Origin of the sequence: Lentzea kristufekii (assembly GCF_033949925.1) — a bacterium.
Classification (GTDB): Bacteria; Actinomycetota; Actinomycetes; order Mycobacteriales; family Pseudonocardiaceae; genus Lentzea; species Lentzea kristufekii.
Genome location: NZ_JAXAVV010000005.1, coordinates 349,404 through 361,629, shown reverse-complemented (window position 1 = coordinate 361,629; position 12,226 = coordinate 349,404). Strand labels below are relative to the sequence as shown.

Sequence of the window (12,226 nt, the reverse complement as noted above, 5' to 3'; positions counted from 1 at the left end):
TGCGAGGACTGTGGTGAAGCTGCTCGTCACGGGCGGGGCCGGATACGTCGGCAGTGTGTGCGCTGCCAGGCTGCTCGAAGCCGGGCACGAGGTGGTCGTGCTCGACGACCTCTCCACCGGCCACGAGGACGCCGTCCCCGCGGGAGCGCGCTTCATCCGGGGTGACATCGCCGAGGTGATCGGCGATGTCCTCGCGGAAGGGTTCGACGGCGTTCTGCACTTCGCGGCGAAGTCCCTCGTGGGCGAATCCATGCAGGACCCAGGCAAGTACTGGACGGGCAACGTCCTTACCGCGATCCGTCTCCTCGACGCGATGAAGGAGCACGGCACGCCGAAGCTCGTCTTCTCCTCGACTGCCGCGACGTACGGCGAGCCGCGGGAGGTGCCGATCCCCGAGACCGCCCCCACCGCGCCGACCAACACCTACGGCGCCACCAAGCTGGCCATCGACCACGCGATCACGTCGTACGCCGCCGCGCACGGCCTGGCGGCGACGAGCCTGCGGTACTTCAACGTCGCCGGCGCCTACGGCAGCATCGGCGAGCGGCACGCGACCGAGACGCACCTCATCCCGCTCGTCCTGCAGGTCGCGCTCGGGCAGCGCGAGCACATCTCGATCTACGGCGAGGACTGGCCCACCGAGGACGGCACCTGCGTCCGCGACTACATCCACGTCCTGGACCTCGCCGACGCCCACCTCCTCGCGCTCGAGAACGCCACCGCCGGCGAGCACCGGATCTACAACCTGGGCAACGGCACCGGCTTCTCGGTCAAGCAGGTCATCGACACCTGCCGCGAGGTCACCGGCCACCTGATCCCCGCCGTCGTCGCCCCCCGGCGCGCCGGCGACCCGGCCGTGCTGGTCGCCTCCGCTGAGCGGGCTCGCGCCGACCTCGGCTGGAAGCCCGAGCGCGCCGACATCACCGGCATCGTCCGCGACGCGTGGGAGTTCACCCGCGCCCGGCACGAGGCCTGAGCCGGGATGACCGACTTCGCCTCCTTCGAGAGCTACAACGCCACCCCGCGGCTCGCGTCGCTCGCGCTGTCCCCGGACGGCACCCGGCTCGTCACGGTCGTGTCCACGCTCGCGCCGGACGGCAAGACGTGGCAGGGTGCTCTCTGGGAGGTCGACCCCACCGGGGAGCGGGAGGCCGTCCGGCTCACCCGCTCCGCCAAGGGCGACTCCTCCCCCGTGTTCGCGCCGGACGGGTCGCTGCTCTTCCTCTCGGCCCGCCCGGACCCGCTCGCGAAGCCGGGCGAGTCCAAGGAGAAGAAGGCGCTGTGGCGTCTTCCGGTCCGCGGCGAGGCCGCCGAGGTGCTGCGACCCGGTAGCGGAGTCGGTCAGCTGCGTGCCGCCGGTGAGACGGTGCTGTTCACGTCGTCGGCGTACCGCTTCACGGAGTTCGGCGACGACGACAACGCCAAGCGCAAGGCCCGCGAGGACGCCGGCGTGACGGCGATCCTGCACGAGTCGTACCCCATCCGGTACTGGGACGCGGACCTCGGCCCGGCCTACCCGCGGCTGCTCGCGGCCCCCGTCGAGGACGTCACCGCCGAGACGATCACCGACCTGAGCCAGGACTCCGAGAACAGGCTCAGCGACGAGGACGTCGCGCTCAGTCCAGACGGGAAGTGGGCCGTCTACGGCCACGCCGTGGACGTCAGCGCCTCCTACGGCCGCAGGACCGAGCTGCGGGTCGTGGCCACGAGCGGTGGAGCGTCGAGGGCCATCGCCTCCGAGGAAGGTTTCTCCTTCCACGGCGCGACGTTCACGCCCGACTCCTCTGCCGTGATCGCGATCCGATTCCGTGAGTCCACTCCGGACTCCCCACACCGGCGCGACCTGGTGCGCATCGAACTGACCGGCGACTCGGTCACGCCGCTGGCGCCCGGCTTCCAGGAGGAACCGGACCACCCGGTGGTGAGCCCGGACGGTTTGGCGGTCTTCTTCACCGCGAGCCACCTCGGCCACCAGCCGCTGTGGCGGCTGGACCTGGGCACCGGCGAGATCACCAAGCTGACGATCTCCGGTTACTACAGCGATCTGGTCGTGAGCCCGGACAGCAAGACGCTGTACGCACTGCGCAACTCGGTTGACCACCCACCGCAGCCCGTGCGGTTCGCCGCCACCGGAGCCGATCAGGACCCGGAACGGCTGCGCGCGCCCGGTGCCATCCCCTCCGTGCCCGGCACCCTCACCGAGATCTCCACGGTCGTCGCCGACGGCAGGACCGTCCGTTCGTGGCTGGTGCTGCCGGAAGGCGCCTCCGCCGACTCCCCCGTCCCGCTGGTCCTGTGGGTCCACGGCGGACCGGTCATGAGCTGGAACGGCTGGACCTGGCGCTGGAACCCGTGGCTGATGGCCGCGCGCGGCTACGCCATCCTGCTGCCCGACCCCGCCCTGTCGACCGGCTACGGGCCCGACTTCATCAAGGCCGGCTGGGGCCGCTGGGGCGCTGAGCCCTACACCGACCTCATGGCCATCACGGACGTCGCGGTCGAGCGGGCCGACATCGACGCGTCCCGGACCGCCGCGATGGGCGGATCCTTCGGTGGCTACATGGCCAACTGGATCGCCACCCAGACCGACCGGTTCCGCGCGATCGTCACCCACGCGTCCTTGTGGCACCTCGACGCCTTCTCCGGCGCCACCGACAGCTCCTACTTCTGGATGCGGGAGATGGGCGATCCCCTCACCCAGCCGGAGCGGATCCTGGCGAACTCCCCGCACCTGCGGGTAGCTGACATCAAGACGCCGATGCTGGTCATCCACGGGGACAAGGACTACCGGGTTCCCATCGGTGAGGGGCATCGCCTGTACTTCGACCTCGTCCGCCACGGGGTCAATGCGAAATACCTCTACTACCCAACCGAAAACCACTGGATCCTCACCCCCGGGAACTCTCGGATCTGGTACGAGACGGTGTGGGCGTTCCTGGCCGAGCACGTCCTTGATCAGGACTGGGAGCGGCCCGAACTGCTCTGAGTGCCTGCGAGCAGCTCAAGGGCGCTGTCCAGGTACTTGACGGACAGCGCCCGAATCTCCGACGGCGGGAACGCGGCACTGACGGCGGCTCGGACGAGCTTGCTGAGCGCGTGGCCGGGACAGGCTTCCTCGGCCGCGTCGAGCGCGATGGACGCGATCCCGCCGTCGCCGCGTTGGTAGGCGTAGAACGCGAGCAGGCACGCGGGCTCCGCTCGTTCCGGTGCCGGGCAGGCTCTGGTGAGTTCGAGCCACAGACGTTCGGCCAGCCTCGACCTCTGCTGCGCCGCGAACCCCATGCTCGCGTCGCGCACCTCGGGCATCGCCAGCGCCCTCGCCAGAGCGACGATCTCCTTGTCCGGCAACGATCCCTTGCGGTGCTCCACAGCGTCGATCGCGTCACTGACCCGACGCAGTTCGGTGCTCGGGTCGGCGTCGGACGAGCTCGTCGTGAGTTCGTCTAGCAACGTGGACCTGCGTTCCAGAGCCTCAGGTGGATCCAGCGTGAGGATCGCGGCCATGGCGGCGCGCGACTCGAACGTCACGTTGCCCTCGTGTGCCGACGCGGCGGCGACAGCGGACAACTGGGGATCCGGCAACGTCCCGTGACAGTCGACGTCGAGATAGCACAGCCATTGCGCGTCCTTTTGGCACGACGGCAGCCACACGGCTTCGATGACGTCGATTCCCACGCCGCCCAACTGGTGGTTGAGGGCGGTCACCAGTGGCTCGTGCGGCAGTTCCTCGGGCATGTGCTCGGACGGAGCGCATACGACGACGAGGATCACTTCTGACGCGCCGTGTTCTTGCAACGGCCCTTCCAGCTGGGCCGCGAGCAGGCCCCTATGTCGTGGGCGTGGAAGGTCGACGCGCATGGTCATGCTGACCAGATGGTCCTTCAGCACCAGCACGACCAGCGAGTCGGCCGGGTGGAACCCCATCAGGTGCGGGATCGCGGCGTAGAGATCGCCTGCGTCACGGACTCGGATCGGCTTCGAGAGGGTTGAGGGCATGGGCCCACTGTGGAGGGTGGGACCGGGTGGTGAGCCGGGCCGGCCCGGAGGGTGTGGACAACTCAGCGGCTGTGGACAGGTTGAGATCTTGGAGTGCTCGCGAGCGAGGGTGTGTCGGGGGTGGGTGCTAGGTTGCCGCGCTTCGGTCTCGGGAGACCGAAGCGCGGCAACACGTCAGAACGACTGGAACACGGAGCGCCAGCCGCCGACGACCGGCAGCTCCACCGACGTCCGGGTGAGGTCGACCGACAGGCCGGCACCCGGCTGCGGGCGCAGCGTGTAGTCGTAGTCGCTGGAGATCACGACGAACTCGATCCGGTGACCGGCCTGCAGGACGTAGTCGTCCGGCACGATCGGCACCTCGACGTCGTAGAACTTGCCGGGCTTGATCGGCGACGTCTTGTCCGGCCGCGCCCGGTTCTGCGGGTCGGTCGAACCACGCGTGATGACGTGCGACCTCCCGTCCGGTGCACGGTCGACGAGCAGCGTCGTCACGTTCGCCGCAGGCCGGTCGAACGCGACCCGCAGGTTCGCCGTCGACCTGCCCGACAGCCGCACCGGCTTCTTCGCCGGCTCCGAGGTGTAGGAGAGGCGGTTCGGGGAGGTCGCCAGGTCGATCAGCGACTCAGCCGTCTTCGTCGCGTCGTCGGTCAGCTTCTCGACACCGCGGCCGGGCAGGATTCCGAGGCCGCCCTTGGTGGATCCGCCCGCGGACAGCCGCAGCCGCACGTCGGACGTGCCGGGAGCCGGCCAGTCCTTCTCGTCGACCCACGTCTTGTCCTCGCGCTGCAGCGTCGCCTTGGGTTCCTTGTCGACGCCGTTGCGGTGACCCCAGAGGTACTGGGTGAACCAGCGGTTGAGCGTGCGCCGCCACTCGACCGAACGCAGCGTGTCGGCGTCCGTGTGCCCGGACTGGTGCAGCCAGATCTTGTGCGGCGCACCGACCTTCTTCAACGCCGAGTACCACTGCTCGACGTGCGTCATCTTGACGTTCCAGTCGTTGAGCCCGTGCACTGCCAGCACGGCCGCACGGACCTTGTGGACGTCGTTCATGTAGTTGCGCTTGTCCCAGAACCGGCTGTAGTCACCTGTGACGCGGTCCTGGTCCTTCGCGATCTCGGCGATGATCGGCTTGCAGATTTCCCTGTCGGCGCGCGTGTAGACGTACTCGGCGAGCACGTCCGCGTCCTCGCCCTGGAACGTGCCGGGTGCGACGACGGCGCCGTCCGCGCGGTAGTAGTCGTACCAGCTGGAGATCGCGGCGATCGGCACGATGGCTTCGAGGCCGCGCACACCGGTCGAGGCGACGGCGTTGGGCAGCGTTCCGTTGTAGGAGACGCCCATCATTCCGGTCTTGCCGGTCGACCAGGTCGCCTTGATGGCTTCGCCCGTGGCGGTGCGTGCGGTCGCACGGCCGTTGAGCCAGTCGACGACGACGCGCGCGCCGATCGTTTCGTTGACGTCACCCGTCGTCGGGCAGCCCGTCGACTTGCCGGTGCCGAGCGATTCGGCGTAGACGACGGCGTAGCCACGTGCGATGAAGTAGGCCTCGTAGCGACCCGACGTGATCGGGTTCGGGCCGAGGGCGGCGGTGATGCGTTCGTCGGCGGAGGACTTCAGCAAACGGCCGTTGCGCTTGTCCGGCACGTACAACTCGACGTCGACGTTGTGATTGGCAACGTCGTTACCGCCGGAGAAGTACGGGCTGACCATGTAGACGACGGGGACCTTGAGACCGCGTTCGGTGGCGCGCGGTCGGACGACCTCGGTGTAGACCTCGTCGTCCTTGCCGTCGCGGTCGCTGTCGACCGGCGCCCGGACCCAGAGGCTCTCCTTCACCACGTCCTTCGGATCGAAGACGGGTTGCGCCTCGCCGTCCTTGAACACCGGCCCTTCGGCGGCTTGGGCCGTCGTGGGCAGGAATGGCAGAACCAGCACCGCTGTCAGCAGTGCAACTCTTCGTGCGCCCCTCACGAGGCACCCCCAATGCGGAAGCCAGAGACAGGGATCGCCCTGCACCCTCTCCTTTGACTGCAAGACATGTCACCCGTCGAACGGCCCTTGACCTGAGAGCATGGGCCGTGCACATTTCCGACTTCGTCCACGCGTTGCCGAAGGCCGAACTGCACGTCCACCTCGTGGGCGCGGCTTCCGTCGACACCGTTCTCGCGCTCGCACGCCACCACCCAGGCGGCCGAGTGCCGACCGACGAGGCCGCTTTGCGGAAGTTCTACGAGTTCAGGGACTTCCGCCACTTCATCAACGTCTACGGCATCGTCAACGACCTGGTCACCACCGGCGAGGACGTCCGCACGCTCATCGTCGGATACGCCCGTGACGCCGCACGGACCAATGTCCGATATGCAGAGCTGACGATCAGCGCGACCAGCCACCTGCGGGCGGGCATCGCGCCGGACGAACTCGTCGAGGCGTTGAACGCAGGCCGCGACGAGGCGCTCGCCGTGCACGGCGTGACGTTGCAGTGGATCTTCGACGTTCCCGGTACCTGGGACCGCGACTGGGGCATGACGAGTGCGCGGTTCGCGACGGAACACCGGCCCGAAGGGCTGGTCGGGTTCGGGCTGGGCGGATTCGAGTCGGACTCGCCGAGAACGAAGTTCCGCGAGGCGTTCGCGATGGCGCGAGACGCCGGGCTGCACATGGTGCCGCACGCCGGTGAGACGACGCCGCCCAGCGAGATCTGGGCCGCGCTGCACGATCTGCGTGCCGAACGGATCGGGCACGGCGTCAGCGCGGTGCAGGATCCGGACCTGGTGCGGCATCTTGCCGACGAGGGCGTCGTGGTGGAGGTGTGCCCGACGTCGAACATCCGCACGGGTGCGGTGATGTCGCTGGACCAGCATCCGTTGCCGCTGCTCGTGGAGGCCGGCGTGCCGGTGACGATCAGCACCGACGACCCCGGCATGTTCCACACCGATCTCGACCGCGAGTACCTGCTGTGCCACGAGCGGTTCGGGTTCGGCCGCGACGAACTCGCCGGCCTCGCGCGGGCGGCAGTGCGGGCGTCGTACGCGCCTGCCGATCTGAAGGACCAACTTCTGAAGGAGATCGACGTCCTGTGAGCGGTGCGAGTGTGGTGACGACGACGGTCGACTCCGCCGAGGCTGCGGAGTCGCTGGCGAGAGGCATCGTCGAGGCACGGCTTGGCGCGTGCGTGCAGATCGTGCCGATCCGCAGCGTCTACCGGTGGGACGGTGAGGTGCGCGTCGACGCGGAATGGCAGTGCGTCGTGAAGACGTCTGCCATTCGCGTCGACGAACTCGTCGAGCACATCAAGGCGAATCACACCTATGACGTGCCAGAGGTCGTCATCACCCCCGTGATCGGGGGCAACGACGACTACCTCGCGTGGGTCTCAGAGGAGACCTCTTAGGTGACGTGGCAACGGCTCGGTGTGCAGGACGCCGAGCCGTTGCGTCGCCCTCGTCAACGCCACGTACAGCTCGCTGGGCGCCATGCGTTGCGGTTCGACGACGAGAACGACGTCGAACTCCAGCCCCTTCGCCGCTCGCGGTGGCATCCAGCCTTCGCCGATGACTGCGATCGTGCGTTCGTTGCATGCATCGGCGTGTGCGTCGAGTTCGTCGCGCACAGCCACCGATATATCAGTCACGTGACGAGCCCATGGACGTACTCCGGCCTCGCGCACCGACACCGGTGCCGACGCGTCGGGGTCGACGAGCTTCAGGACCGGGGTGGCGACGGCCATGATCTCGCCGGGGGTGCGGTAGTTGACCTCCAGCCTGCGGTAGGTGAACCGGTCGAACACCGATCCCCAGCTCCGGACGCCGCCCGCCGCCTGGCGCTGGGCCAGGTCGCCGACCACGGTCATGGACCTGTTCGGGCATCGGCGCAGGAGCACACGCCAGTCCATTGCGGACAGTTCCTGCGCCTCGTCCACGACGACGTGGCCATAGGTCCACGTGCGGTCTCCGGCGGCTCGTTCGGCGAGAGTGCGCTGGTCGTGGACCTCGTGCCGGGCGGCCAGCACTTCGGCGTTGACGAAGTCCGTGACGATGTACTCCTCGGAGTCCGCGCGCTCGTCGATCGACAGGACGTCCATGACGCCGCGCGCGTAGTCGAGCTGTTCCTCCTCTTCTCGCCGCGCCGCTCGTTCCGCGGCTCCGTCGGACCCGAGCAGATCGGCGAGCTCGTCCAGCAACGGCACGTCGGACACCGTCCAGGCTTCGGCATCAGGCCGGTGCAGCTCCGGTGCACCGATCCGGAAACAGCGGCCCTCGTACAAGTCGGCGAGCAACTGTTCCGGTGTGAGCAGCGGCCACAGCCTGTCCACGGCGTCGCGCACTGCGTGGCTGTGCCGGAGTTCGTGGCGGACGTCCTCCTCGATCTCCGGCCAGTCGACACCGATCAGCCGCATCGCCGGCGCGACGAGTTCCTCGGCAAGCGCGAGGAAGAAGTACTTGCGCGCGGCGTTGTGCGGCAGCCCGTAGTAGCGCGTCTTCTCCCGCGCGACGGCGGCGACGTGCGCGTCCAGCGGGACGACCACGTCCTCCAGCTCGATCTCGACGGGCTCGTCGGGAAGTTCCTGCCGGTCGGCGACCGCGACGGCCAGGAGATCCAGAACTGATATGTCGCCTTTCAGCCGTTGCAACTCCGGGGTGTCCTCGATGTCGGTCGCGATGCCGGGATACAGCTCGCCGGGTGTCGCGAACACGACGTCGGTCTCCCCGAGCGACGGCAGGACGTCGCCGACGTAGCGGAGGAAGCCGGTGTTCGGGCCGACGATCAGCACTCCGTGGCGGGACAGGCGTTCACGACGCGTATACAGCAGGTATGCCACGCGATGCAGGGCCACGGCGGTCTTGCCCGTGCCGGGACCACCTTCGATCACCAGCACGCCGGGGCCCGAGTAGCGGATGATCTCGTCCTGCTCGGCCTGGATGGTCGCGACGATGTCGCGCATCGTCTCGGTCCGCGGTGCGTTGAGGGCGTCGAGCAATGCCGTCGTGTCGGTCAGCAGTTCGTCGTCGTGGAAGTCGCACAGCTCCCGATCACGAACACGGAAGTGCCGCCGCAGTACGACACCCTCCGGGTTCGCGGCGGTCGCCGTGTAGAACGGACGCGCCGCAGGGGCGCGCCAGTCCAGCAGCAGCGGTTCAAAGTCGTCGTCGAACAGCCCGACCCGTCCGATGTAGGTGAAGTCGCCCTTCTCCGAGTCGATGCGCCCGAAGCACAGTCCCGCCTCCGCCGCGCGGTACTTCCCCACTTGCCTGGTCAGCACCTCGACGGCGGCCTCGCGGTCCAGTCGTGGCGTGGTGATGTCCCGCAGCGCGGCCGCAAGATCGGCGGCCGCTTTGTTCCGTTCTTTGTCGAGCCTTTCATACAGAGAGGTGATTCGTGCCTGTTCGCTCGCCAACACCTTGCCCCCTGTGATACAATCTTGCTATCTTCTCGGAAAATTCATTCCGAAAGCCCAAAGCCATTCTTTGTATCACACTTCAGTCGTGCGCGGCACCCTTTGCGAGAGCCCGCGATGAAGCCGATCAGCCTGGTCAGCAGGCCCGGCGGGTGGCCACAGGCCCTGCATCCACCCGCCAGTAGCGGGACCGACGAACCTTCGGCAATTCGTCGTCGACCGCACTTGGAAATGTAGGATTCAGCGAAGCGGCCACCACTGCGGAAGAGGCCTGAATGGATGTGGTGAAGGCATGAAGCTGGTTATCCTGGGCGGAGGCGGCTTCCGTGTGCCACTCGTCTATCGCGCGTTGCTGGCCGATCGCTCCCCCGGTCGCGTGACCGAGGTCGTGCTGCACGATCTCGACGCAGCCCGGCTCTCCGCGATCGGAGGCGTTCTCGCCGAGCTCGCGACTGATGTATCGGATGCGCCGGCGGTGACGGCGTCGACCGACCTCGACGAGGCGTTGCGCGGGGCGGACTTCGTGTTCTCCGCGATCCGCGTCGGCGGGCTCGAAGGACGTGCGGCCGACGAGAGCGTCGCGGCGGGCTGCGGTGTGCTCGGCCAGGAGACAGTCGGCGCGGGCGGCGTCGCCTACGGTCTGCGCACCGTGCCCGTCGCGCTCGACATCGCACGCCGCATAGCAATGCACGCGCCGGACGCATGGGTCATCAACTTCACGAATCCCGCCGGCATGGTCACCGAGGCGATGGCGGCGCACCTCGGCAGTCGAGTCATCGGCATCTGCGACTCCCCCGTCGGGCTCGGCAAGCGTGTCGCGCGGGCGGTCGGTGCCGATCTCGCAGACGTGTGGCTCGACTACGCCGGCCTCAACCACCTCGGCTGGCTGCGCGGCGTCCACGTACGCGGACGGGATGTGCTGCCGGATCTGCTCGCGGACACGGAGCGGCTCGAGTCGTTCGAGGAGGGCAAGCTGTTCGGCTCGGAGTGGTTGCGGACGTTGGGAGCCATTCCGAACGAGTACCTGCACTACTACTACTTCACGCGTGAGGCAGTGGAGTCCGGCGCGTCGCGCGGGGCGTTCCTGCTGGAACAGCAGAAGCAGTTCTACACAGCTCCTTCGTGGGACAGCTGGGAGCGGACCCGTCTCGAACGCGAGCAGACCTACATGGCCGAGACCCGCGACGACGAACGCGACAGCGACGACCTCGACGGCGGAGGCTACGAGCGGGTCGCCCTCGACCTGATGCACGCCATCGCGTCCGACGACCGAGCCACCTTGATCCTCAACGTGCCCAACAAGACGACGTTGGCGTGCCTTGACGCAGACGCCATCATCGAGGTGCCGAGCCTTGTCGACGCGAACGGCGCGCGGCCTGCCTCGGTCAGCCAGGTGCCGGACGAGGGCGTCGGGCTCGTCACCGCGCTCAAGGTCGTCGAACGCGCCACCATCAAGGCCGCCATCAGCGGTGAGCGCGCACACGCGGTGAAAGCGTTGGCGCTACATCCGCTCGTTGACTCCGTGAGCATCGCCCGCAAGATCGTCGACGCGCATCCGCTCCTGTCCGGAGCCTTCCGCTCTACGTCCTGAGATCGTGGACTCGTGACGGACCGATCGCTGACGCTGGACGACGAGTTTCAGGCGGCGATCGACGTTGACGACCTCAGAGCGTTCAAGGAGTGACGAGGGTCTGATGCCGAGTGGTGGTGTTCTTAACTACGCTCGTCTGCAAATGGACACCACCACCTCTCGCCGCGTGCCGCTCGTCATGGGCATCGCCGTGCTCGTGCTGCTGCTGGACCAGGCCACGAAGTTCTGGGCCGAGAGCGCGCTGACCGGCCGCGCGCCCATTCCCGTGCTCGGGGAGTTCCTGCAGCTCCGGCTCCTCTACAACCCCGGTGCCGCGTTCTCTATCGGCGCGGGGTCGACGTGGATCTTCACCATCGTCGCGGCCGTCGCCGTCGTGATGCTCGCGCGGTACGGCATGCAGCCGCAGACGAGGCTGCGGGCGGCCGCGCTCGCGTTGATGCTGGGCGGCGCGACGACGCACCTGCTCGACCGGCTGTTCCGGCCGCCGGGCTTCGCGCGCGGGCACGTCGTCGACTTCCTCGACTACAACGGCTGGTTCGTCGGCAACGTCGCGGACATCGCGCTGGTCTGTGGTGCGATCTTGCTCGTGCTGCTGAGCTTCACCCCGACGAAGCAACCTGCCGAGTGAGCGTGTCGGCGCGGCGGGTCGTCTCGGGCAGCCGGTAGCGCGGGGCCAGACGCAACACCTCGGCGCACGCCCGGTCCAAGTCGATCTTGTGGCCGACCGACACGAAGACGGGCTTCACGCCGTCTTGCGTGCGCAGGGCCCTGCCGACGACCTCGTCGCCGTTGTCGCCGTCCATGACGAGGTCGCTCATCGACCCGCGGGCGTGGCCGGGCTGCTCGAAGGTGCCCATCGGATTCTTCGCGACACCGATGCTCGGGATGCCCGTGTGCACACCGAGATGGCACGCCAGGCCGAACCGGCGCGGGTGCGCGAGGCCCTGACCGTCCGCGACCAACAGGTCGGGCGCGACGGTCACCTGATCGAGGGTCCGCAGCAGGACCGGCATCTCGCGGAACGCGAAGAGCCCGGCGATGTACGGAAAGTCCGTCGTGTCCTCGACGACCACCTCGTCGAGGACGGCCAGCGTCTTTGCATCGAACACCACGCAAACGCCCGCAACCGAGTCATTGCTACGGTAGCCAACGTCCAGGCCTGCCACGGTGTTTATGCGCAGGTCAGGGGCGCTGGTGGCGATCACCTGGGTGCGCAGGCGTTCTTGCATTGCGACAGCGTC

At 68.1% G+C, this 12,226-nt stretch carries 10 protein-coding genes; 6 read left to right on the top strand and 4 right to left on the bottom strand.

The annotated features are described in order from the left end of the window. Positions 1-13: 13 nt before the first annotated feature. Together galE and SK571_RS13345 are read left to right on the top strand one after the other, a co-directional pair. Positions 14-976 carry a UDP-glucose 4-epimerase GalE gene (gene galE, locus SK571_RS13350; protein ID WP_319984347.1) on the top strand — a complete coding sequence of 321 codons (963 nt, stop codon included), beginning with the start codon at positions 14-16 and terminating at the stop codon, positions 974-976. A gap of 6 nt (positions 977-982) precedes the next feature. After that, entirely contained in the window at positions 983-2,986 is a 2,004-nt protein-coding gene (locus tag SK571_RS13345) for a S9 family peptidase (RefSeq protein ID WP_319984346.1), read from the top strand. Here SK571_RS13345 and SK571_RS13340 read toward each other — a convergent pair. After that, on the bottom strand, positions 2,956-3,996 hold the full coding sequence (locus tag SK571_RS13340; protein ID WP_319984345.1) for a DUF4192 domain-containing protein: 1,041 nt from the start codon (positions 3,994-3,996) through the stop codon (positions 2,956-2,958). The genes SK571_RS13345 and SK571_RS13340 overlap by 31 nt on opposite strands. 174 nt (positions 3,997-4,170) lie before the next feature. Beyond that, positions 4,171-5,970 (bottom strand): Xaa-Pro dipeptidyl-peptidase, encoded by a 1,800-nt coding sequence (locus SK571_RS13335; RefSeq protein ID WP_319984344.1) that lies wholly within the window; start codon positions 5,968-5,970, stop codon positions 4,171-4,173. Positions 5,971-6,077: 107 nt separating this feature from the next. Here SK571_RS13335 and add point away from each other — a divergent pair, with 107 nt between their 5' ends. Continuing rightward, positions 6,078-7,079 carry an adenosine deaminase gene (gene add / locus SK571_RS13330; RefSeq protein ID WP_319984343.1) on the top strand — a complete coding sequence of 334 codons (1,002 nt, stop codon included), beginning with the start codon at positions 6,078-6,080 and terminating at the stop codon, positions 7,077-7,079. Next, positions 7,076-7,390: a divalent-cation tolerance protein CutA gene (gene cutA, locus SK571_RS13325; protein WP_319984342.1), complete on the top strand. Its 315-nt coding sequence runs from the start codon at positions 7,076-7,078 to the stop codon at positions 7,388-7,390. Before add ends, cutA begins: the two co-directional genes overlap by 4 nt. On the opposite strand, the gene SK571_RS13320 is transcribed toward cutA, so the two are convergent. Then, positions 7,373-9,397: a helicase gene (locus SK571_RS13320; RefSeq protein WP_319984341.1), complete on the bottom strand. Its 2,025-nt coding sequence runs from the start codon at positions 9,395-9,397 to the stop codon at positions 7,373-7,375. The two genes, cutA and SK571_RS13320, sit on opposite strands and share 18 nt — an antisense overlap. Before the next feature lie 289 nt (positions 9,398-9,686). Here SK571_RS13320 and SK571_RS13315 point away from each other — a divergent pair, with 289 nt between their 5' ends. Next, positions 9,687-10,985: a 6-phospho-beta-glucosidase gene (locus tag SK571_RS13315; protein ID WP_319984340.1), complete on the top strand. Its 1,299-nt coding sequence runs from the start codon at positions 9,687-9,689 to the stop codon at positions 10,983-10,985. Between the two features lie 142 nt (positions 10,986-11,127). Continuing rightward, complete coding sequence (gene lspA / locus SK571_RS13310; RefSeq protein ID WP_090073316.1) at positions 11,128-11,613, top strand: signal peptidase II; 486 nt, start codon at positions 11,128-11,130, stop codon at positions 11,611-11,613. Here the strand turns inward: lspA and SK571_RS13305 are convergent. Beyond that, positions 11,585-12,214 (bottom strand): endonuclease V, encoded by a 630-nt coding sequence (locus tag SK571_RS13305; protein WP_319984339.1) that lies wholly within the window; start codon positions 12,212-12,214, stop codon positions 11,585-11,587. The two genes, lspA and SK571_RS13305, sit on opposite strands and share 29 nt — an antisense overlap. Positions 12,215-12,226: the final 12 nt, after the last annotated feature.

Excerpts from the sequence above, each read along its gene's own strand:
- SK571_RS13345 (WP_319984346.1), top strand. The coding sequence starts at position 983 with ATGACCGACTTCGCCTCCTTCGAGAGCTACAACGCCACCCCGCGGCTC.
- SK571_RS13340 (WP_319984345.1), bottom strand. The coding sequence starts at position 3,996 with ATGCCCTCAACCCTCTCGAAGCCGATCCGAGTCCGTGACGCAGGCGAT.
- SK571_RS13315 (WP_319984340.1), top strand. The coding sequence starts at position 9,687 with ATGAAGCTGGTTATCCTGGGCGGAGGCGGCTTCCGTGTGCCACTCGTC.
- lspA (WP_090073316.1), top strand. The coding sequence starts at position 11,128 with ATGGACACCACCACCTCTCGCCGCGTGCCGCTCGTCATGGGCATCGCC.
- SK571_RS13305 (WP_319984339.1), bottom strand. The coding sequence starts at position 12,214 with ATGCAAGAACGCCTGCGCACCCAGGTGATCGCCACCAGCGCCCCTGAC.